At 69.4% G+C, this 21,210-nt stretch carries 25 protein-coding genes; 19 read left to right on the top strand and 6 right to left on the bottom strand.

Annotation, left to right across the window (positions count from 1 at the left end; translation table 11 throughout):
• Positions 1-282: 282 nt before the first annotated feature.
• Complete coding sequence (locus ACQP1O_RS11690; protein WP_433565831.1) at positions 283-711, bottom strand: TIGR03668 family PPOX class F420-dependent oxidoreductase; 429 nt, start codon at positions 709-711, stop codon at positions 283-285.
• A 50-nt stretch (positions 712-761) separates the two neighbouring features.
• Positions 762-1,355: a TetR/AcrR family transcriptional regulator gene (locus tag ACQP1O_RS11695; protein WP_433565832.1), complete on the bottom strand. Its 594-nt coding sequence runs from the start codon at positions 1,353-1,355 to the stop codon at positions 762-764.
• A 90-nt stretch (positions 1,356-1,445) separates the two neighbouring features.
• Here ACQP1O_RS11695 and ACQP1O_RS11700 point away from each other — a divergent pair, with 90 nt between their 5' ends.
• Positions 1,446-2,561 (top strand): Gfo/Idh/MocA family protein, encoded by a 1,116-nt coding sequence (locus ACQP1O_RS11700; protein WP_433565833.1) that lies wholly within the window; start codon positions 1,446-1,448, stop codon positions 2,559-2,561.
• On the opposite strand, the gene ACQP1O_RS11705 is transcribed toward ACQP1O_RS11700, so the two are convergent.
• Both ACQP1O_RS11705 and ACQP1O_RS11710 read right to left on the bottom strand, forming a co-directional pair.
• Complete coding sequence (locus tag ACQP1O_RS11705) at positions 2,562-2,846, bottom strand: YciI family protein (RefSeq protein ID WP_433565834.1); 285 nt, start codon at positions 2,844-2,846, stop codon at positions 2,562-2,564.
• Between the two features lie 43 nt (positions 2,847-2,889).
• Positions 2,890-3,432: an amino-acid N-acetyltransferase gene (locus tag ACQP1O_RS11710; protein ID WP_433565835.1), complete on the bottom strand. Its 543-nt coding sequence runs from the start codon at positions 3,430-3,432 to the stop codon at positions 2,890-2,892.
• Between the two features lie 120 nt (positions 3,433-3,552).
• Here ACQP1O_RS11710 and pgsA point away from each other — a divergent pair, with 120 nt between their 5' ends.
• The 15 genes from pgsA (at position 3,553) to ACQP1O_RS11785 (ending at position 16,952) form a co-directional block, all read left to right on the top strand.
• The gene (gene pgsA, locus ACQP1O_RS11715; RefSeq protein ID WP_433565836.1) at positions 3,553-4,227 is read left to right on the top strand and encodes a CDP-diacylglycerol--glycerol-3-phosphate 3-phosphatidyltransferase; all 675 of its coding nucleotides are present in this window, start codon (positions 3,553-3,555) and stop codon (positions 4,225-4,227) included.
• A 25-nt stretch (positions 4,228-4,252) separates the two neighbouring features.
• A complete protein-coding gene (locus ACQP1O_RS11720) occupies positions 4,253-4,774 on the top strand; it encodes a CinA family protein (protein WP_433567654.1) in 522 nt (173 codons plus the stop codon).
• Positions 4,775-4,855: 81 nt separating this feature from the next.
• Complete coding sequence (locus ACQP1O_RS11725; protein WP_433565837.1) at positions 4,856-5,299, top strand: helix-turn-helix domain-containing protein; 444 nt, start codon at positions 4,856-4,858, stop codon at positions 5,297-5,299.
• A 187-nt stretch (positions 5,300-5,486) separates the two neighbouring features.
• Positions 5,487-6,314, top strand: a complete 828-nt coding sequence (pspA, locus tag ACQP1O_RS11730) for a phage shock protein PspA (RefSeq protein ID WP_433565838.1) — start codon at positions 5,487-5,489, stop codon at positions 6,312-6,314.
• Between the two features lie 387 nt (positions 6,315-6,701).
• Positions 6,702-7,610, top strand: a complete 909-nt coding sequence (gene pspM / locus ACQP1O_RS11735; RefSeq protein WP_433565839.1) for a phage shock envelope stress response protein PspM — start codon at positions 6,702-6,704, stop codon at positions 7,608-7,610.
• A gap of 231 nt (positions 7,611-7,841) precedes the next feature.
• Entirely contained in the window at positions 7,842-8,018 is a 177-nt protein-coding gene (locus tag ACQP1O_RS11740) for a hypothetical protein (protein ID WP_040859444.1), read from the top strand.
• Between the two features lie 71 nt (positions 8,019-8,089).
• A complete protein-coding gene (locus tag ACQP1O_RS11745) occupies positions 8,090-9,034 on the top strand; it encodes a quinone oxidoreductase family protein (protein ID WP_433565840.1) in 945 nt (314 codons plus the stop codon).
• A 124-nt stretch (positions 9,035-9,158) separates the two neighbouring features.
• A complete protein-coding gene (locus tag ACQP1O_RS11750) occupies positions 9,159-10,313 on the top strand; it encodes a sugar ABC transporter substrate-binding protein (protein ID WP_433565841.1) in 1,155 nt (384 codons plus the stop codon).
• 12 nt (positions 10,314-10,325) lie between these two features.
• Positions 10,326-11,099, top strand: a complete 774-nt coding sequence (locus ACQP1O_RS11755) for an ATP-binding cassette domain-containing protein (protein ID WP_040859440.1) — start codon at positions 10,326-10,328, stop codon at positions 11,097-11,099.
• A gap of 13 nt (positions 11,100-11,112) precedes the next feature.
• Positions 11,113-12,540: a sugar ABC transporter permease gene (locus ACQP1O_RS11760; RefSeq protein ID WP_433565842.1), complete on the top strand. Its 1,428-nt coding sequence runs from the start codon at positions 11,113-11,115 to the stop codon at positions 12,538-12,540.
• Positions 12,541-12,588: 48 nt separating this feature from the next.
• Positions 12,589-13,740 carry an ROK family protein gene (locus ACQP1O_RS11765; protein ID WP_433565843.1) on the top strand — a complete coding sequence of 384 codons (1,152 nt, stop codon included), beginning with the start codon at positions 12,589-12,591 and terminating at the stop codon, positions 13,738-13,740.
• Between the two features lie 77 nt (positions 13,741-13,817).
• Positions 13,818-14,531, top strand: a complete 714-nt coding sequence (locus ACQP1O_RS11770; RefSeq protein ID WP_433565844.1) for a PIG-L deacetylase family protein — start codon at positions 13,818-13,820, stop codon at positions 14,529-14,531.
• A gap of 116 nt (positions 14,532-14,647) precedes the next feature.
• Complete coding sequence (locus tag ACQP1O_RS11775; protein ID WP_433565845.1) at positions 14,648-15,811, top strand: glycosyltransferase; 1,164 nt, start codon at positions 14,648-14,650, stop codon at positions 15,809-15,811.
• Between the two features lie 219 nt (positions 15,812-16,030).
• A complete protein-coding gene (locus ACQP1O_RS11780; RefSeq protein ID WP_040859434.1) occupies positions 16,031-16,222 on the top strand; it encodes a DUF3046 domain-containing protein in 192 nt (63 codons plus the stop codon).
• 187 nt (positions 16,223-16,409) lie between these two features.
• Positions 16,410-16,952 carry a phosphotransferase gene (locus ACQP1O_RS11785; protein ID WP_433565846.1) on the top strand — a complete coding sequence of 181 codons (543 nt, stop codon included), beginning with the start codon at positions 16,410-16,412 and terminating at the stop codon, positions 16,950-16,952.
• A 16-nt stretch (positions 16,953-16,968) separates the two neighbouring features.
• On the opposite strand, the gene ACQP1O_RS11790 is transcribed toward ACQP1O_RS11785, so the two are convergent.
• Entirely contained in the window at positions 16,969-17,490 is a 522-nt protein-coding gene (locus ACQP1O_RS11790) for a CGNR zinc finger domain-containing protein (RefSeq protein WP_433565847.1), read from the bottom strand.
• 154 nt (positions 17,491-17,644) lie between these two features.
• Between ACQP1O_RS11790 and ACQP1O_RS11795 the strand changes: the two genes are divergently transcribed.
• The 3 genes from ACQP1O_RS11795 to ACQP1O_RS11805 all read left to right on the top strand — a co-directional run bounded on the left by ACQP1O_RS11795 (position 17,645) and on the right by ACQP1O_RS11805 (position 19,644).
• Positions 17,645-18,097 (top strand): VOC family protein, encoded by a 453-nt coding sequence (locus ACQP1O_RS11795; protein WP_433565848.1) that lies wholly within the window; start codon positions 17,645-17,647, stop codon positions 18,095-18,097.
• Between the two features lie 77 nt (positions 18,098-18,174).
• Positions 18,175-19,107, top strand: a complete 933-nt coding sequence (locus ACQP1O_RS11800) for a pyridoxamine 5'-phosphate oxidase family protein (protein WP_433565849.1) — start codon at positions 18,175-18,177, stop codon at positions 19,105-19,107.
• An 84-nt stretch (positions 19,108-19,191) separates the two neighbouring features.
• Entirely contained in the window at positions 19,192-19,644 is a 453-nt protein-coding gene (locus tag ACQP1O_RS11805; protein ID WP_433565850.1) for a nuclear transport factor 2 family protein, read from the top strand.
• A gap of 79 nt (positions 19,645-19,723) precedes the next feature.
• Here ACQP1O_RS11805 and ACQP1O_RS11810 read toward each other — a convergent pair whose 3' ends face one another.
• Entirely contained in the window at positions 19,724-21,136 is a 1,413-nt protein-coding gene (locus tag ACQP1O_RS11810) for a DHA2 family efflux MFS transporter permease subunit (RefSeq protein ID WP_433565851.1), read from the bottom strand.
• Between the last annotated feature and the right edge of the window lie 74 nt (positions 21,137-21,210).

Raw genomic sequence — 21,210 nt, forward strand, 5'->3', positions numbered from 1 at the left:
CGTGATGTCAGCTCGGCCGGCGCACCGGCAGACCGGCCACCTGCTAGACGGCATCGATGACCCTCATGTTCGTGCTGGCTTCGGCGGACGTGGTGAGGATCGGCTCGCCCCGCAGCACCGCCCCCCGCGAAGGCGTCGAGCCGATAGTCCTACGACGCGCGACGCCCGGATTGCCGCAGGCTGCGGCCATGCCGCGCGCCGACAACTCGGTGTGGTTCGCCTACATCACGGTGCCGGCCTGCTGCTATGTGCCGCTCCACATCCTGACGAGCGGCTGCGTCATCAGGCGTACGACCAGCCGCGCACCGAGTCGACCGCGATCCGAATGATCGGCCCCGCGGGCGGATCTGCTTGATACTGCGGATATTTGGCGACCAGCCAGCCGAGCGGCAGCTCACGGTCCACCGTGTCGTCGAGGATGTCGGCGGAGCCGTCGAGACGCGTCCACCACAGCTGGGTCCAGTCCTCGTCGTAGTGATCGGCGAGAAGGGAGACGCGAGGGTTGGCGGCGATATTGCGGAGGCGGCGGAGATCGGTGGTGGTCTTCGGTTTGCTGTCGATCGCGATCACCACCAGCAGCGGTGAATCGGCGGGGGAGACCGCGAACGTGACGGGAACCAGGTGCGGCGCGCCGGTGGCATCGGCGGTGGCCAGCCGGGCCACCCGGGCGGCGCGGAACCTGGCCAGGGCCGTGGCATCATCGGATCGCACGAGATCGACGGTAGACCGCCGGTCGTGTTGCGCCACCGCCGGACCGGTGGTCACCGGCGTACGGACAGCCCGTCCAGCACGACGCGCAGCGTGCGCTGCCATTGATCCGGGGCCGCCCGCAGGCCGACGGTGTGATCGGCGGTGCCGACCCCGGCCAACGCGAAAGCCACGTCCTCCCAGGCGATATCGGCCCGCATCGAGCCGTTCCGCTGTGCCCTGCCGACCAATTCGCGCAGCCGGTCGCGCAGATCGACGATGCAGCGGTCCACCTCGCCGCTGCCCGCGCCGCCCAGGGCGTCGTTGACCCCGCAGCTCTCCGCCCGCAAACCCACGTACGCGCCGGCGAATTCGGTGAATCCCTGCCATGGGTCCGGCTGGGCGAGGGCGCGGTCGGCGGCGGCGATGCCCTCGTCGAGGACCTCCTCCAGTACCGCGGTCAGCAGCACGTCGAGCGAGGGCACCCGGCGATAGAAGGTCCCCTTGCCCACCCCGGCCCGCTGCGCGATCTCCTGCGCAGTGACCGCTACCCCGACCTCCGCCACCGCCGCCCGCGCGGCCGTGACCAGCCGTTCGAGATTGCGGCGGGCATCGGCGCGGGGAGTCGGCGCGGCATCCCGGGCCAGCAGGCGATCGACGGCGGTCATGCCCGGACTCTAGCAAAAGTGGACTTTCCGAGTCCGTTTGACTAGCGTCCAAAACGGACGCATCGAGTCCGCTTGATGGAGGAGTAAGTGATGTCGGACCGCATCCGAGTGGGAATCATCGGCGCGAACCCGGACCGTGGCTGGGCCACCCGCGCCCACATCCCGGCCCTGCGCGCCCTGCCGGACTACGAGCTGACCGCGGTCGGCACCAGCCGCCGCGAGAGCGCCGAACGCGCCGCCCGCCGCTTCGGCGCGGACCACGCTTTCACCGACGCGCGCGAGCTCGCCGAGCATCCCGATGTCGACCTGGTCGTCATCACCGTGAAGGTCCCCGCGCACGCCGAACTGATCCGCGCCGCCCTGGCCGCGGGCAAGCACGTCTACTCCGAATGGCCGCTCACCCGGACCACCGCCGAAGCCGAGGCCATCGTGGCCGCGGCCGCCGCGACTCCCGGACTGCACGTCGTCGGACTGCAGGCCGGTCTCGCCCCCGCCGTCCAGCGAGCCGGTGCACTGATGGTCAACAGTCGCTATGTGGGCAGGGTGGTTTCGGTCACGGTCTACGCGGCCCGCGGCAAGGGCGCGGGCGGCCGCATCCCGCAGTGGGCGGCCTACACCCTGGACCAGGAAAACGGCGCGGGCATGCTGGAGGTCGCGGGCGGCCACACCCTCGCGACGGTCGAATCCCTGGTCGGCCCGCTCACCGAGGTCTCGGCCGAACTCGCCATCCGCCACCCGCTCAGCGTCATCGACGAAACCGGCGAGCGGATATCCGCCACCAGCCCCGACCACCTGCTGCTGACCGGCCGCACCGACACCGGCGTACCGGTATCGGCCCACATCCACGACGGCAAGGTCACCGACGGCCGCACCCGCATCGAAATCTCCGGCACCGACGGCGATCTGGTGATCGTCAGCGACGGTCCCTCGGGAGTGGGCGGCATCCAGATGAGCGACCTGCGCCTGCTGGGATCCGACGGCCCGGGCGGCGCGTGGCAGGACCTGACCCCCGAGGAGACCGGACCCTTCGCGACGCTGCCGATCGAATCCCGCAACGTGGCAAGGTTTTACGACCGTCTGGCGGGCGATCTCCGCCGCAATCTCCACCTGGTCCCGTCCTTCGAGACCGGCCTGCACATGCATCGCGTCCTGGAAGCCATCCGCCGCAGTGCCGACTCCGGCAGGCGCGAGACGGTCGAAGCCTGATCAGGACACGAACGCGCCCATGGTCGGCTGCCATTCGACGATGCGCTTGTCGGTCAGCAGACCCTCGCGGTTGAACGGGTCGTTCTCGAACAGCGTGGTCACCGCCTCCAGGTCGTCGGCCCGGACCAGGATCAGCGCGCCCGACCCGTCCGGGTACGGACCGCTGGTGAGCACGGTGCCCGCGTCGACCAGGCTGTTGAGCCAGGCCCGGTGGTCGGGCCGGTGGATGTCGCGGCCGGGGACGGTGGCCTCGGAGTAGACGTAGTGGACGGCGAAGACGGCCATGGGCTCTCGCTCCTGATCGAAGTCGGTACGGATACGGAGAAGGTCAGAGCGTCAACAGCATTCGGGTATTCCCGAGCGTATTCGGCTTGACGTAGGACAGATCCAGGAACTCGGCGACACCGGTGTCGTAGGACCGGCACATCTCGGCGTACACCTCCGCGGTCACCGGCGTGCCCTCGATCTCCGCGAACCCGTGCCGGGCGAAGAAATCCACCTCGAAGGTCAGCACGAACACCCGCTTCAGCTCCAGCTCGCGCGCGACCGCGATGAGCTGCTCCACGATCAGCCGCCCCGCGCCCGTGCCCTTGATGTCCGGATGCACCGCGACCGTGCGCACCTCGCCGAGGTCGGCCCACAGCACGTGCAGCGCGCCGCAGCCGAGGATCTGGCCGTCGCGCTCGACCACCCAGAATTCCTGGACCGCCTCGTACAGCGTCACCAGGTTCTTCTCGAGCAGGATCCGGCCGGCGTAGATGTCGATGAGGCTCTTGATCTCGGGCACGTCAGAGGTTCGCGCTCGGCGGACGATCGGCGCCACCGCCGCATGCCCGCCGATCGAACCACTGTCAGGTGCCCGTGTTGTCATGGGGTGCACAGTAGTCGGCCCGCGTACCGATAGGCTTGTCGGTGTGTCGCACATCCAGCCCTCCCACATACCGGCATGGTCCGGAAACCATGGCCGGTGTCTCGGCCGGTGGGGGCGCTGGTGACCGTGCAACGTGACGAGTTGGAGGGTCACTGGACCGATGCCGGTCCCGCGGCGCGTCCCGGCTTCGCCCCCGTGCCCCGTCCGGAGGCGGCGGAACCGCCGGCCGTGCCACTGCTGAACATCGCCAATGTGCTGACGGTGCTGCGCATCCTGATCGTGCCGCTGTTCCTGCTGGCGTTGTTCGCCCACGGCGGGCACGACACCGAGTGGCGCTGGATCGCGGCCGGGCTGTTCGGCGTCGCCGCCATCACCGACCGCATCGATGGGCAACTGGCTCGCAAATACGGCCTGGTCACCGACTTCGGCAAGCTGGCCGACCCGATCGCGGACAAGGCGCTCATCGGGGCCGCGCTCGTCGGATTGTCGATGCTCCACGATCTGCCCTGGTGGATCACGATCGTCATCGTGGCCCGCGAACTGGGCGTGACCCTGCTGCGACTGGCCGTGGTCCGGCGCGGGGTGATTCCCGCGGGCCGGGGCGGCAAGCTCAAGACGCTGGTCCAGTCCGTTGCCATCGCCGTGCTGTTGCTGCCGCTCTCCGGCGGATTCGCTTCGGCCGGAATGGGCTTGATGTACGTGGCCGTCGTGCTGACGGTCGTCACCGGTCTCGACTACGTCGTGCAAGCGGCCCGCCTCTGGTTCGGGTCGCCGGGCGGCAGCCGTGCGGCGTGACGTGCGGCCCGACGTCGAGACCGCGCTGTCCCGCGTAGCGACCGCTCCGCCCGTTCCGCCCGACCCGCTCGTCGCCTCGGCGCCCGCCGCCGAGCTGGTGGCCGCGCTCGCCGCCGCCGGCCAGACCGTGGCCACCGCGGAATCACTGACCGCGGGACTGCTCAGCGCCACCATCGCGGGAATTCCGGGCGCCAGCACGGTGTTGCGGGGTGGACTGATCGTCTACGCCACCGACCTCAAACAGTCGCTCGCCGGTGTGAGTGCCGACACCCTGGCCGCCGACGGACCGGTAGCCGCGACCACCGCCGAACAGCTCGCCGTCGGGGCCCGTCACCGCTGCGGAGCCGACTGGGGAATCGGGCTCACCGGAGTCGCCGGACCCGAACCACAGGACGGGCGAGCGGTCGGCACGGTATTCCTTGGTATAGCGGGTCCGGAGTCCACCGAGGTACTTCGGTTGAAGTTGTCGGGGGACCGGTGGACGATCAGGGTGGGCGCGGTTCGCGCCGCGGTCACCGAGCTCGTCCGCATCGTCAGGGACGAGTGACGAGGCCGGGAACGCGCGGCCGACGCCGGACGTTGTCCAGTCAAACGCTGGGTCCGGCGAGACGAGTGTGAGGAGAACGAGATGACGCTGCTGCGAGAAGCCATCGGGGAAAGCCTGCGGCGCGCTCGGGTTGCCCAGAGCCGGACGCTGCGTGAGGTCTCGACCTCCGCGCGCGTGAGTCTGGGGTACCTGTCCGAGGTCGAGCGCGGCCGCAAGGAGGCGTCCAGTGAACTGCTGGCCGCCATCTGCCAGGCGCTGGACGTGCCACTGGCGCAGGTGCTCTTCGACGTGAGTTCCACCATGGCCGACGCCGACAAGGCCACCGCGCTGGCCGGCGACAAGGCCACCGCGGGTGTGGGAGCCGGCAAAGTGCCCGCCAAAGCCGGGCTCGCCAAGGTGGCCGCGAAGGCCACCCCGCGGGGTGGCGACGGCGACGTGGCCCTGGCCGCGGATGGAACTTTCGGCCCCCGCATTGTGATTCCGGCCCCGAAGTCGGATCGTCTGGTGCTGGTGGCTGCCAAGTGATCACTGTGCTGTGGAGCCGAAAGGGATAAATTCTCTGTAGGCTTCGTGCCGGAGGCGTCGTGCTGTTGCCGAAATCTCCGGAACGGCCGTTGCACAGTGGAGATAGGGACAACAGGGGTGCGCGACGGTCGCGCACTACTTGTCGCGCTACGGGGCGCGGCACGTCATATGGAGGCGGGATCAATCGATGGCTAATCCGTTCGTGAAGGCCTGGAAGTACCTGATGGCCCTCTTCGATTCGAAGATCGAGGAGCATGCGGATCCGAAGGTTCAGATCCAGCAGGCCATCGAGGAAGCCCAGCGCCAGCATCAGGCCCTGTCGCAGCAGGCCGCGTCGGTGATCGGCAACCAGCGCCAGCTGGAGATGAAGCTCAACCGCCAGCTGGACGAGGTCGAGAAGCTCAATGCCAATGCGCGCCAGGCGGTTATGCTGGCCGACCAGGCCAGCGGTGCCGGTGACACCGAGAAGGCCATCCAATACACCAATGCCGCTGAGGCTTTCGCCGCCCAGCTGGTGACCGCCGAACAGTCCGTCGAGGACCTGAAGGTGCTGCACGACCAGTCGCTGCAGGCCGCCGCGCAGGCCAAGAAGGCCGTCGAGCAGAACGCCATGCTGCTGCAGCAGAAGGTCGCCGAGCGCACCAAGCTGCTTTCGCAGCTGGAGCAGGCCAAGATGCAGGAGCAGGTCTCGGCCTCGCTGCAGCAGATGGACTCCACCCTGTCGGCCCCCGGCGCCGTCCCGAGCCTGGACGCGGTGCGCGAGAAGATCGAACGCCGCTACGCCAACGCGCTCGGTGCCGCCGAGCTGGCGGGCAACTCGGTCCAGGGCCGCATGCTCGAGGTCCAGCAGGCCAGCGTGCAGATGGCGGGCCACAACCGCCTCGAGCAGATCCGCGCCTCCATGCGCGGCGACTCGCTGCCCGCCGGTGGCAACCAGCAGCAGATCCCGCAGGGCCAGCCCGCGCAGCCGGCCGCACAGCCCAACTTCAACAAGGGCCAGGCCGCCCAGCAGTAACTGCTGCGCGAAAGGTAGTGCACGATGGGGAGATCGCGGGCCGACAACAGCCCCGCGACCTCCCCTGCCCGTTTTCTGCGCCGCACCCGCACCAGAAACGCCGACCCGATCCCGGGTTTCCCCTCCCCGTTCCCGCCGCCCGCAACCGCTCAGCCTCCTGCGCACTCCGAAACCGCCGGGCCTGAAACGGCTTCCGCACCGGCAGCGAGTATTTCGTCAGCGCCGGAGCACCACCCGCCCCATCCGGTCGCGTTCACTGATCACTCGGCATCCGCTACGCCGGTGCCGCAGCCATCCACGCCGCCGCTGATCGAGCGCGGATCGCCACTGGGTGCTGGTCACGCGCCGCGTGAATCGATGGTGCAGCCACCGGTTCACGCGCAGCCCGTGTCCGGACGCGGCGCCCGCGCAGGCGACCCCGCCGTTGCTGCGGGTGGCGGCCGGCGGAAGCGGGCGCGGCGGGAGCGGGCCACCGAGGCGGTACGAGAAGTGCTGGCGCCCACCGGGTTCGAGCCCGAGGAGTTGGCGCAGCGGCTGCCGGATACGTTGCGGGGTGTGGGGGAACAGGCGTTGGTGGCCGTGCGGAAGTGGGCGGATCCGCGGGAACGGGAGCTGCGGAAGCGGCGTCGGGCCCGGCGCCGGAGTTTCCGGCTGGGAACGGCGTCGGGGTTGACGACGGCCGGAACCGTTGGACTGGTCCTGATTTCGGCACCGGCCTGGGCGGTGGTCGTGGTCGGTGGTGGTGCGGTCGCACTCGTCACCGGGACCGCGGTGACGGCCCGGCGGTATCTGGAGATGCGCCGGGAGCCGTTGCCGCAGGCCGCTTTCGTGCCTCGGAAGCTGCCGCCGATCCGGTCCGCGGCGCGAGCGTCGATCGCCCGATTGGTCCGGGCCGAGCGGGCGCTGCACGGGCTGCACTCGCAGATCGCGCGGACGGGCCGGCTTCTCGAGGACGATCTCAACGACACCCTGGAAACAGCCGCGTCCGGGGCCGCCGCGTTGCACGCGCTGGCACAGGATGTGGTCGCGATGGAGCGGGCCGCCGGTGCGCTCGGTGCGAATTCGCCACTGGGCGAGCATGTTCAGGCCGTTTCCATCAGGCTCGACGGCGGAGTCGTCGAATACGAGGGCATGGTCGCGGCCGCGGCCCGGCTGCTGGCGGTCCCCGAGAGCGCGGCCATCGCCGATGACCTGGGCTGGGCCATGGTCGGCCTGCGCGACGCCGCCGACCGTCTCGACGGCTGGGCCCAGGCCCTCACCGATCTGGCCGACCAGCGTTTCCGCGCCAATCCCTGACCTGTCCGCTCCGCTGCGAACCGGACCTTCCCGGAGCGGGGCCCGGGCTGTCGCAGGTCGGCGGGCTGCCGGCTCGGCGAACCCGGCCCGGTGCCCCGGTCGGGCGACTCGGGGAGAACCCTGATCTGTCCCGGATTTCGTTGTTGACCTGGTGATTTTCTCAGGCGGGCGACGCAGTATGGATGGTGTCGGATCGCGCGGACGGCGGTTCGGAGACTAGGGAGGTCAGTAATGTTCTGGAAGATTCTCGGCGTCGTCGTCCTCGTGTGGATCGCCTTCGCGGTGCTCGGGTGGCTGATCAAGGCACTGTTCCCGATTCTGCTGGTGAGCGCCATCATCTTCGGTCTGTACGTGCTGTACAAGGCGGTGTCGGGCTCGAAGGACAAGTCGCCGCTGAGCAAGTTCTGATCGGGCGAAACTTTCGGACCGTCCACCCCGGGTAGCGGGGGCGGGCGGTCCTTTTTTCGTATGATCGCGGCATGGCTACTGCTGTCGTTGCCACCGCTTACGGTGGACCGGAAGTTTTGTCGCTGGTCGAGGTCGAGGTGCCCGAGCCGGGGCCGGGTGAGGTCAGCATCGCGGTGCGGGCCGCCGGGGTGAATCCCTTCGACTACAAGCTCTACAGCGGTGCGTTCGGCACCGATCCCAGCAAGCTGCCGATCCGGCTGGGCCTGGAGGTGGCCGGGGTGGTCACCGCCGTGGGTCCCGGCGCCGAGGGGCCGGCCGGGCCGATCTCGGTCGGCGACGAGGTGATCGCGACGGTGGGTGGCGGCTACGCCACCGCCGTCACCGTGCCGGCCGCCCGGGTCGTGCCCAAACCCGCCGATGTGGACTGGAAGCATGCGGCCGGCGTGCTCAGTGTCGGCGGGACCGCGGTGCATCTGCTCTCCGCGACCGGCGTCGGGCCGGGGGACGTCGTGCTGATCCACGGTGCCGCGGGCAGTGTCGGCGCGCTGGCCGCCCAATTGGCGGTGGCGCGGGGCGCGCGGGTGATCGGCACGGCCTCGCCGAGCCGGCATGAACGCTTGCGCGCCTACGGGGTCGAGCCGGTCGCGTACGGCCCCGGACTGGCTGATCGCGTCAGGGCGTTGGCCCCCAACGGAATCGATGCGGCCCTCGACACGGTGGCCACCGAGGAGGCCATCGACGTCTCTTTGGAACTGGTGGCCGACCGGAGCAGGATCGCGACCATCGTGGCGTTCGATCGGGCGGCCGCGGAGGGGTTCAAGGCTCTCGGTATGGGTCCCGGCGCCGATCCGGGCACCGAGATCCGCGGCAATGCCTGGCGTGAGTTGCTGCCGCTATTGTCCACGGGCAAGCTGGATCTGGCGATCGCCAAGACGTTCCCGTTGTCGGAGGTGGCCGCGGCGCACGAGTTCGTCAGCGAGGGGCACGCGGGTGGAAAGGTGATCCTGCTGCCCTGAACCGGGCCGCATCGATTTGGCGAAACGTCCCATACGAGTGACTCACACGGCATATGTTGTTGCCCACAACATATGCCGTGTGTGCGGTCGCAACCCAGTGACCGCCGCGTGAAAGGTCACCCTGATGAGGACGAAAAGCGCGCTCCCGCCGACGAAGTCCGGACGCCGACGGTGTTATGCCGCCGCCGCGCTCGCACTGTCCGGCCTGCTCACCCTCACCGCCTGCGGATCCAATTCCAGCAGCACGACCTCCTCGTCGAGCGCGCCGTCGGGCGGCGGCGCCAATGGGACGGTCGGGGTCATCCTCCCCGAGACCGCCACCTCGGCCCGCTGGGAATCCTTCGACAAGCCGCTACTGCAGAAAGCCTTGAACGAGGCCGGATTCGACGCCGACGTGCAGAACGCGCAGGGCGATGTCCAGAAGTTCTCCACCCTCGCCGACGGCATGATCGCCAAGGGCGTGAAGGTGCTGCTCATCGCCTCGATCAACAGCGAGGTCGGCAGCGCGGTCGCGGCCAAGGCCAAGCAGGCCGGGATCCCGACCATCGACTACGACCGCCTCAACCTCGGCGGATCCTCCGACTACTACGTGTCTTTCGACAATGTGAAGGTCGGCGCCCTGCAGGGCCAGGGACTGGCCACCGCGCTGAAGGACAAGCCGGGCGCGCAGGTCGTCGAGATCGAGGGCGCGCCGACCGACAACAACGCGACCCTGTTCCACCAGGGCCAGGAGCAGGTGCTGCAGCCCCTGTACGACTCGGGCGCACTGAAACTCGTGCGCAGCCAGGCCATCGACGACTGGAACAACCAGAAGGGCGGCACCACCTTCGAGCAGATCCTCACCGGCGCCAGCGGCAAGGTCGACGGCGTGGTCGCGGCCAATGACGGCCTGGCCGGTGCGGTGATCACGGTGCTGAAGAAGAACGGCCTCAACGGCAAGGTGCCGGTGACCGGTCAGGACGCCACCGTGGACGGCCTCAAGGCGGTGCTGCGCGGGGACCAGTACATGACCGTGTTCAAGCCCATCAAGGAGGAGGCCGAGAACGCCGCGAAACTCGCTGTGGCCCTCGCCAAGGGCGACAAGGCGGCCGCGGATGCGCTGGCGCAGGGCGTGAGTCAGGATCCCAAGGGCAAGCGGGACGTGAAATCGGTGCTGCTGCAACCGCAGTTGATCACCAGGGCCGAGGTCAAGCAGGTGGTGGACTCGGGCTTCGTGAAGGGCTCCGACGTCTGCTCGGGCGACGTGAAGTCCGCCTGCACCGAACTCGGCATCGCCTGAGGATCGAGAGACATGAGTGAGCCGCTGCTCCAGATCACCGGACTGAACAAGAGTTTCGGACCGGTGCACGTGCTGCACGACGTGGACCTCACCGTGCCGGCGGGAGAGGTCACCGCACTCGTCGGGGACAATGGCGCGGGCAAATCCACGCTGGTGAAATGTGTTGCCGGAATCCACGCCGCCGACTCCGGCGAGGTGCGATTCCGGGGCGAACCCGTACACCTGCGTGGCGCCAAGGACGCGGCGGCGCTCGGCATCGAGGTCGTCTACCAGGACCTGGCCCTGGCCGACAACCTCGACATCGTGGCCAATATGTTCCTCGGCCGGGAGCGCGGCAAGCCGTGGCTGCTGGACGAGGCGAGCATGGAGGAGGCGGCGCGGCGCACCCTGGCCTCGTTGGGGGTGCGCACCGTGAAATCGGTGCGCACCCCGGTCGCAGCCCTGTCCGGCGGGCAACGCCAGACCGTGGCCATCGCGAAAGCCGTGCTGTGGAACAGCAATCTGGTGCTGCTGGACGAACCCACCGCGGCACTCGGGGTGGCGCAGACCCGGCAGGTGCTGGATCTGGTGCGGCGGTTGGCCGAACAGGGGCTGGGGGTGGTGCTGATCAGCCACAACCTGGCCGACGTGTTCGAGGTCGCCGATCGGATCGCGGTGCTGTACCTGGGCCGGATGGCCGCGCAGGTGCGGACCGCCGATGTCACCACCGGCCAGGTGGTGGAGTTGATCACCGCCGGGCGTTCCGGCGATCTGGGCTTGGCGCGGCCGGAAGCCGCGGTGCTGTGAGGAAGCCACTGCTATGACCAATGTTTCGGAATCGGCGGCGGCCGAACCGGGTACCGCCATCACCGACTTCGGGATCGACACCACGACGCGGTCGACGCGAGAAGCCCTGCGTGACTACGGGACCCGGCTGCGTGCCGGGGATATCGGGTCGCTGCCCGCGATCCTGGGCCTGATCGCGCTGGTGGTCTTGTTCTCGCTGATGTCGGATGTGTTCTTCTCGCTCAACAATATTGCGAACCTGCTGGCGCAGGGGGCGGGGCAGACCATCATCGCCATCGGGATCGTGTTCGTGCTGCTGATCGGGGAGATCGATCTGTCGGCGGGCACGGCGTCCGGGGTGGCGGGGGCGGTGCTGGCCATGCACTACGTCGACAACGGGAACCTGTTGACCGGCATGGGATCCACGGTGTTCTTCGTGTTCAACGCCATGCTGGTGCTGGCCGCGATCCTGGCGGGGCTGCTGCGGATCTGGCCGGGGGTGGCGTTCTCGGTGCTGGGGATCGTGCTGACGGTCATCGGGTTTCAGGCGAATCCGTGGATCGAGATGCTGCTCGCGGTGTGTGTGGGCGCGGCCATCGGATGTATCACCGGGTTCCTGATCGCGAAGATCGGGATGCCGTCGTTCGTGGTGACGCTGGCGCTGTTCCTGGCGTGGCAGGGGGTGATCCTGCAGCTCATCGGCGAGGGCGGAGTGCTGGGGATCAGTTCCTCGCACGTGCTCAATGCGGTGGCGAACGGGAATCTGTCCACGGCCGGGAGCTGGGTCCTGTGCGTGGTGGCGGCCGGTGGCTATGCGGCGGTCGCGCTGGGCGGGCATCTGCGGCGCCGGCGTCGCGGGCTGGTCACGTCCCCGACGCCGCTGGTGGTCGCGAAAGTGGTGGCGCTCAGCGGGTTCGCGATCGTGGTGACGGCGCTGCTCACCGTGAATCGTTCACCCAGCAAGCTGATCGTGATCTCCGGTGTGCCGTATGTGGTCCCGATCGTGCTGGTGCTGCTGGTCGCGGGGACCTATGTGCTGTCCCGCACCACCTACGGCCGTCACATCTATGCCGTCGGCGGGAATCTGGAGGCGGCCCGGCGCGCGGGCATCAACGTAACCCAGTTGCGGGCAAGCGTTTTCGTCATCTGCTCGGCCTGCGCGGCGGTCGGCGCCATCGTCTACTCCTCGAAGGTCGGCTCGGTCGATCCGCAGGCGGGCGGGCTCAATACCCTGCTGTTCGCGGTCGGCGCGGCCGTGATCGGCGGCACCTCCCTGTTCGGCGGCCGGGGCCGGGTGGCCGACGCCGTGACCGGCGGCGCGGTGCTGGCCGTGGTCTCGAACGGCCTGGGGCTGCTGCGGCAGCCCGCGGCCGTGGTGTCCATCGTGACCGGGCTGGTGCTGCTGCTCGCCGCGACCGTCGACGCGCTCTCGAGACGCCGCGTGGCGATAACGGGCCGTTGAGCGTGGCGATTACAGATTGTTGAGCCGCGCAATGGTATTACCGAGTCCATGACCGTCGCCCGACCGGACGAGGTGCGCCGGTTCAACCGGTCGAGCCTCCTGCGGCTGCTACACATCGGAGGCCCCGCCACCCGGGCGGCGCTGGCGGTCGAACTCGGGCTCAATCGGTCCACCATCAAGATACTCGTCGACGGGCTCGCCGAGGACGGGGTGGTGGAGGAGAAGGTGCCGCGGCTGGCGCGCGGCGCCGGACGGCCCTCGCTGCTGGTGCTGCCGCAACCACAGGCGGCGGTGGTGCTGGCGGTCGATGTGCAGGTCGAGCACGTGGGAATCGCGCTGGTCGGCTTCGGTGGGCAGGTGATGGGGCGCAACAGCTGGAATCTCCGTGGGCGGCAACGGGAACCGGACGAGGTGATCACCCACGTCGCGGAATCGGCGGCCATGCTCGCGGAGGATCTGGGCCTGCGGCCGGTGGCGGCCGGCGTGTGCGTTCCCGGCGTGGTGCGGCGCGCGGACGGCCTGGTGCACAATGCCGCCAACCTGCGCTGGGGTGAGGTGGCGCTGGGACAGCGGCTGCATGCGGTGCTGGACGTACCCGTCACCGTCGGCAACGACGCCGAATTCGGTGCGCTCGCAGAGCATGTCAGAGGTGTCGGGCGCGCGGCCGCCGATGCGGTCTTCGTCTCGGCCGATGTCGGGGTCGGTGGTGGGCTCATCGCCCAGCGCGCGCTGCTGCGCGGATCCGCGGGGTATCTCGGCGAGATCGGCCACATGACGGTGCGGCCCGGCGGGCGTAAGTGCTACTGCGGCAACGAAGGCTGCTGGGAGACCGAGGTGGGTGAGGCCGCCCTGTGCCGTGCCCTCGGCATGCCCGAGCACGGCCCGCGCGGGGCGATCGTCGCCGAACTCCGTGAACTGCAGGGTGATTGGGAAACCCGGCTCGCCGATTACCTCGATTGGATGACACTGGGTCTGGTCAATGTCGTCAATATCCTCGGGCCCGAACTGGTGGTGCTCGGCGGCCTCTTCACCGCGCTCCCCGAACCGGCCATCGCGCGGGTGCGCGACCAGGTCCACCGCCGCAGCATGGTGAGCCGTGCCTTCGGCGGGGTTCGCATCGAAAAGTCCTGTCTGGGCCCGGATCTGAAGCTGCTCGGGGCGGCGGAAGCGGCCTTCGAAGGCGTACTCGCCATGCTGTGACGCCCCGGCGTGGCGGTGGGGTGCGAAGTTCGCGTCGGCCGTGTGTGGGCGGTGGCAGCTGGTGTTGAATGCAGGATATGGAGCAGCTTCCGGAGGACTGGCAGCGCGGGATCGTCATTGCCGCGCATCCCGATGACATCGAATACGGTGCGGCCGCCGCGGTCGCGCGCTGGACCAGGCAGGGCAAGGACATTCGCTACGTGCTGGTCAGCAGTGGCGAGGCGGGGATCGCGGGGTTGCCGCCGGCCGAGTGCGGGCCGCTGCGCGAGGACGAGGAGCGGGCCTCGGCCAAGATCGTCGGCGTCAGCGAGGTGGAATTCCTCGGGCACCCGGATGGACGGATCGAGGAATCCCTGGCCCTGCGCCGGGATCTGGCCGCCGCCATCCGCCGCCACCGCCCGGACATGGTGGTGCTGTTCAACTTCGGCGACACCTGGGCCCGCGGCTACGCCAACTCCGCCGACCACCGTGCCGTCGGCCGCGCCGCCCTGGACGCCGTGTCCGACGCCGGCAACGAATGGATCCACCCCGAGCTCGCCGACCTGCCCGCCTGGTCGCCACGCTGGGCCGCCGTCTACGGCGTCCCGGACGGCAGCCACGGGCTCGACGTCACCGACACCTTCGAGACCGCCGTCGAATCCCTCACCGCCCACCGCCGCTACCTCGAGGCCCTCGGCCCCGATACGGCCGAAACCCAGGCCCGCGCCGTCCTGGAAATGACCGCCGGCCCCAAGGAAGGCGTCCCCGGTGCCCACGCCCTGACCTTCGAGCTCTACCACTTCGCAGGCTGAGCGGCCGGTCCCCACGCCGATCCAACGCCGCGCGTGGCGGTGTGGGTCGCGTGACACGGACCACCACAGTGGGTGAAGGTGACGGGAGCGTCGGTGCGGTGTGGCACCCTGGGGCCGTGCGAGTAGCGGTGGTGGCCGGGCCTGATCCGGGGCATGCGTTTCCGGCGATGGCGTTGTGTCAGCGATTGCTTGCCGCGGGCGATGAGCCGGTGCTGTTCACCAGCCCGCGGTGGTTCGACGCGGCCCGGGAGGCCGGGATCGGGGTGCGGCGGCTCAAGGGCCTCGCACCCCGGGCCGAGGACGACGACAGTGACGCGGGCGCCAGGATTCATCAGAGGGCCGCGCACATTTCGACCGAGATCCTGCCCGACCTGAGCGCCATGCTGCCGGAACTGGTGGTGTCGGACGTCCTCACCGTCGGGGGCGGGATGGCGGCGGAGCGGCTGCGGCTGCCCTGGGTGGAGCTGTCGCCGCACCCGCTGTACCTGCCGTCGAAAGGCTTGCCGCCCATCGGGAGTGGGCTCGCCGCGGGAGAGGGCATGCGCGGGCGCGCCCGGGACTCGGTCCTGCGCGGGCTGACGTCGCGGGCCATCCGGCGCGGGGAACTGCAACGTGAGCAGGCGCGCGCCAGTATCGGCCTGCCACCGGAGGACCCGGGCCCGACCGCCCGCCTGGTCGCCACCCTGCCCGCCCTCGAGGTGCCGCGCCCCGACTGGCCGGACAATGCGCACCTCGTCGGCCCGCTGCTCTGGGAGCCCACCGACCACATCCTGGACCTGGCGCCCGGTGACACCCCCTTGGTCATGGTCGCCCCCTCGACCGCCCAGACCGGCACCGCGGGCCTGGCCGACATCGCCCTCGAGGCACTCGAGGGCGCGGGCGTCCGGGTCGCCGTCTCCATGCTCGACACCCCGCCCGCCGACCTCCCGTCCTGGGCCACAGCCGGTTTGGGCCGCCAGGACGAGATCCTGCGCCACGCCTCGGTCGTGATCGGCGGCGGCGGCCACGGCCTGCTCGCCAAATCCCTGCTGGCCGGCGTCCCCATCGTCACCGTCCCCGGCGGCGGCGACCAGTGGGAACTCGCCAATCGCGCCGCCCGCCAGGGCAGTTCGATCGTGGTCCGCCCCGTCACCCCCGAAGCGGTCCGGGACGCCGTCAAACGCATCCTCGACGACCCCGCCTACACCACCGCCGCCCACTCCGCCGCCACCGGCATCACCGTGGTCACCGACCCGGTCGAAATCTGCCACGCCGCCGTCGAATCCCCACCCGCCACCTGACAGCGCCTCCGCTGTCCGACCCGCCGAAGTTGCCTGGGACAGAATCGACTTGATGATCGGCATGCCGAGCTCCTCATCCACCCCACCGGTGCACAGCAGCATGCCCGCGCTCGATCCGGTGGCAGCGCGCCCGATGTCGCCCGGCTGCGTGGTCGGAGGCGGTGGCCGGGCACGGCTGGGTTTGGCCCGGGTGTGGGGCGGTGGCGTAGGCTCGCGGCCGTGCGGTTGACGGAGTTCCAGGAGCTGTTGCATACCGAGTTCGGGACGGCGCGGGGAGACGTGCTGCTGACCGATCACGTACTGCCGTCCATGGGGCGGACGGGGGCCCAGGCCATCGAGGCGGGGGTGGATCCCCGCGACGTGTGGCGGGCGCTGTGCGCGGAATTCGACGTCCCGAAGTCGCGATGGTGACCAGATCCGCGTGAGGCTGCGGCTGCCTCCGCGCGTGGCGGAGTTGCTCGGGCCGAACCCAGCGTGGTCGGACGATCACGAGGGACGCAGTGGCGGGGTCGTCCGGGCCAATGGAACGTATTGGGTCAAGCATGGTGCGGTCGCGGTGGCGGAGTTTCCGCGGTATCGATGGCTGGGGGAGCGGTCGATGACGGTGCCGGAGATCGCGGTCTTCGAGGACGACATGCTGGTGCTCGTCGATGCGGGAGTGCCGAGTGTGGCCTCGGTGCAGCCGGATTCGCCGGGCGCGTTGATGGGCGAGACATTGCGGCGGTTGCACGCACTGCCGGTGGCGGGCTGTCCGTTCGACGGCCGGCTCGACATCACGCTGGCGCAGGCGTATCGGCGGGTTGTCGAAGGTCTGGTCGACGTCGACGATTTCGATGAGGACAATCTCGGGCGGACGGCAGAGCAGGTGTACGCACAGCTGGTCGCCGAACGGCCCCAGGCCGAGGATCTCGTTGTGGCACACGGTGATTACACGCCGCCGAATGTGCTGGCGGGCGGGATCCTCATCGATGTGGGCCGGCTGGGCGTCGCGGACCGCTACCGCGATCTGGCGTTGGCCGCGCGGGATCTCGCCGACGATTTCGGAGTCGGCGAGGTGGAGGCCTTCTTCGCCGCCTACGGCCTGCCCGAACCCGATCCGGCGCGGCTGTCCTACTACCGCCTGCTCGACGAAATGTTCTGAGCCGCAGCGGGTTCGCCTACTCCGCCTGCGTCTTCTTCGCGTAGTGCCGGGTGGCCTTGGCACGGTTGCCGCAGGCCGCCATGGAATGCCAGCGGCGGGTGCTGTTCTTCGAGGTGTCCAGGAAGAACAGGATGCACTGCGGGTGCGCACACTGCTTGATGCGGTCCGGGGTGCTCGCCAGCAGGTGGAGGAGGTTGTCGGCGGCGAGCCAGCCGGGTAGCCAGGCCGGATCGGCGACCTCGGGGAGCGCGGCCGGGCCGTCCGGGGTGAGGGCACGGCGGATGCGGCCGTGCGCGAGGACGGTATTGAGGTCGTCGGCGGTCTCGCCACGGACCGCGCGCAGGATCGCCTCCCGGGTCGTCACGAGCGCGTGCAGCGTCGCCTCGTCGGCGGGCAGGTCGAGGTCGTTGTCGATCAGCCACTCCCGCAGCCCGGACACGTCGGTGAGCAGGTCCTGGGGTCCCGTCGCCGCGATCCAGCGGGTGTTGAGCAGGTCCAGGGCGAGCGGTTCACCGAGGTGGGGGCGTGGTTCTGGCACGCCTGAGGGTAACCGCCGTAGTGCGCTCATCGGCCCGACGACTCCTTTCTAACCGGCAAAACAAACTATAGGGGTTGACTGCAGGTGTGCACCGTCGCTAGCTTCTAACCTGTCAAACAAACTATGATGGTTACATCTTCCGAAGGGGTTTCCCATGACCGCACCTGTTCTCGCCACCGGGCACATCGGCCTCAATGTCACCGACCTCGACCGCTCGGTGGACTTCTATCGCCGCGCCCTCGGTTTCGAACAGCTCGGCGCCGGCGGCGAGGGCGCCCAGCGCTTCGCCTTCCTCGGCCGCGACGGCAAACTCCAGGTCACCCTCTGGCAGCAGAGTGACGGCGAGTTCTCCGCCGAAACCCCCGGCCTGCACCACCTCTCGTTCCAGGTCGACACCATCGATCAGGTCCGTGAAGTGGAATCCGCCCTGAAGGCCCTGAGCGTCGCCTTCGCCCACGACGGCGTGGTCGCCCACGGTGAGGGCGCCTCCTCCGGCGGCATCTTCTTCATCGACCCCGACGGCATCCGCCTCGAGATCTACGCCCCCACCGGCGCCGACCACGCTCCCGCACCCTCCGGCGCCGCCCCCACCTGCGGCTTCTTCTGATCCGGAATGCCGCCACCAGCACCAGAATTCATCCGAGAAGACCGGTCACCTCCGCAGGCGGCCCGATGGGAGCTCACATGAACGCCGTCTCGACACACGATGCGCACAACGGCGGCAAGGCATGGGTCAGCGGCTATCACCCCGGGGAATTGGCCGTGCAGCGGCGCATGGGGCAGGAGGATATTGCTCAGCGGGTCGGGCGGATGATTCGCGCTGATATTCCGGCCGCGGCGGCGGCATTCCTGGCGGAGCAGCCGATGATCGTGGTGGCTGCCGCGGATGACGGTGGGCGGATGTGGGCGGGGCAGTTGGTAGGGCCGCCCGGGTTCGTGCATGCGTCCGGGGAGCGGGCGATCGAGGTCGAGGCGCGGCCGAAGGCCGGTGATCCGCTCGCCGAATCGCTGCGCGGCACACGGCATGTCGGCATCATCGCGTTGCAGCCGCAATTGCGGCGGCGAATGCGCGTCAATGGTGTGATCGCACCCACCACGACCGGGCTGCACATCGATACCGAGCAGGTGTATTCGAACTGCCCGAAGTACATCTCCCGACGCGGCATCGAGGAGTGGGCGACGGGCGAGTCTCCGACTGTGCGCCGGACCACCGCGCTGGACGAACCTCAGCGGCAGCTCATCGCCCGCGCCGACGCGTTCTTCGTCGCATCCGCCGATGTCGACGGCAATGCCGACGCCTCCCATCGGGGCGGCAATCCCGGCTTCCTGCAGGTGCTTTCCCCGACCCGCCTGCGCTGGCCCGATTACCGTGGCAACTCGATGTTCATGACCCTCGGCAATATCGCCGCCGACCCGCGCTGCGGCCTCCTGATTCCCGATTGGCGCACCGGCACCACCCTGCAGCTCACCGGTACCGCCGAGATCACCTGGGAGCAAGCCGCTTTCACGGCCGGTGCCCAATGTGCCATCGACTTCACCCTCATCGAAGTCGTCGAAATCACGAACGCCACACCCTTGCGCTGGAGCGAACCCGAGCTGTCCCCGGCCAACCCGTAGCCAATACCGTGCGCGGCCCTCACGCCGTGCCGTGCACCGGCAAGGCGCCCAGCCCCGCCCGCACCGAATCGAAAGGTCTCCTTCATGCGTCCTCCGCTGCCTCCCTTCGACCTCGAATCTGCCAAGCTCAAAGTCCGCGCTGCGGAAAACGCCTGGAACACGCGCGATCCCGAGACGGTCGCCCAGGCGTACACCGAGGACTCCGTCTGGCGCAACCGCGACGAATTCCTCACCGGCCGCGCCGAAATCGTCGATTTCCTGAAGCGCAAGTGGGCCAAGGAGAACGGCTACGCCCTGCGCAAGGACCTGTGGTCCTTCACCGATAACCGCATCGCCGTCCGCTTCCAATACGAATGGCACGATGACGAGGGCCAGTGGCACCGCAGTTACGGCAACGAACTCTGGGAATTCGCCCGCGACGGCCGCATGTCCCGCCGCGAGGCCAGCATCAACGACGTCCCCATCGCCGAGTCCGATCGCCGCATCTTCGGTCCCCGCACCCCCGACGAGGACGCCCTGGGCTTCCCCCTCCGGTGACAACAAGATGAGGGAGCTCTCACTGCGGGGAATTCGGGCGAATTCCCGCAGTGAGAGCTCCCTCATCCTGGTTGCCGGGTCAGGCGACCGTCAGGGCCTCGGGCGGGGCGAGGGCGGGGGTCTCGGCGGCGGGGCGGGAGGCGCGGGCGTAAAGGGCGAAAACCGCTGCGGCTGCGATGATTCCGAAGGCACCTGCGGTGAGCGTCGCCGCGTTCAGGCCGTCCACGAAGCCGTGAGTCATCGGGTGCGCATCGCTCGCGTTGCGGAAGACGGTGCCCAGCACCGCGACTCCCAGCGCCAGGCCGAGCTGCCGCGCGGTGTTGATCGCACCGGCGGCGGTGCCGCTCTGGCGTGGCGGGACCGCGGCCATGCCTACCGCCATCAGCGGCGGAGCCATCACACCGACGCCGGCACCGATCACCAGGAAGCCGGGAATGGCGGCGGTCCAGGAGGATCCGGAGTCGATGAGGGTCAGCAGGGAGCTGCCCGCGCCGATCGCCAGCAGGCCGCCGCCGATCGTCCACTTCGGCGCCACCTCGTGCAGGAACCGGCCGAAGATGCCCGAGGTCAGGAAGGCGCACACCGACATCGGCAGCATCGACAGCCCGGCCCGCAGTGGGGTCAGGTGCAGGTACTGCTGCAGCCACAGCGACACCAGCGGGCTGGACGCGAAGGCGGCGAAGCTCATGCCGACCGCGGCGATCAGCGTCGCGGTGAAGCCCGCGCTGCGCAGCAGGGGTAGCGGCAACATCGGTGCCGCACTGCGGGATTCGAGCAGGATGAACCCGATCAGCGACAACGTGCCGACGATCAGCGCCACCGCCGCCCCGCGATCACCCCAGCCGTGCTCGCCGCCCCGGATGATGCCGTAGGTGACGGCTGTCGCCGCGACGGTGAAGCTCAGCATCCCGCCGACGTCGATGCGCCGGTCCGCGTGCCGCGGCGACGGCCCGAACGCCAAGGCGGACAACACGATCGCGACCGCGGCGATCGGCAGGTTGACGAAGAAGATCCACCGCCACGACAGCAGATCGGTCAGCACGCCGCCCAGCACCACGCCGATACCGGCCGCCGCGCCCGACACCGCGCCCCACGCGCTGAAGGCGATGCCGCGATCACGACCGGTATAGGTGGCGTGCAGCAGCGACAGCGTGGTGGCCAGCATGGCCGCGCCGCCGATGCCCTGCGCCGCGCGCGCCGCCACCAGCACGCCCGCCGACCCCGCGACACCGCAGGCCAGGCTGGCGGCCGCGAACAGGGCCAGGCCGATCAGATAGGTGGGTTTCGCGCCGAACCGGTCGGCGAGGGAGCCGAGCATGAGCAGCAGTGCGGCCAGCGCCAGCGCGTAGCCGTCGATGACCCATTGCAGCCCGGACAGACCGGTGCCCAGGTCGGCGGCGATGTCCGGCAGTGCCACATTCACGATGGTGACGTCGATGAGCAGCATCAGTGAGCCCAGGCACGCGGCGAAGAGGGGCAACCACTTCCGCATGAGAACCTCCAGAGAACGAACGATTTCGTCTCCAAGCATGGGATAGGCGCTTGTATCCACCTAGTGATCCGGTT

This window comes from Nocardia sp. CA-151230 (assembly GCF_050942175.1).
Classification (GTDB): domain Bacteria; phylum Actinomycetota; class Actinomycetes; order Mycobacteriales; family Mycobacteriaceae; genus Nocardia.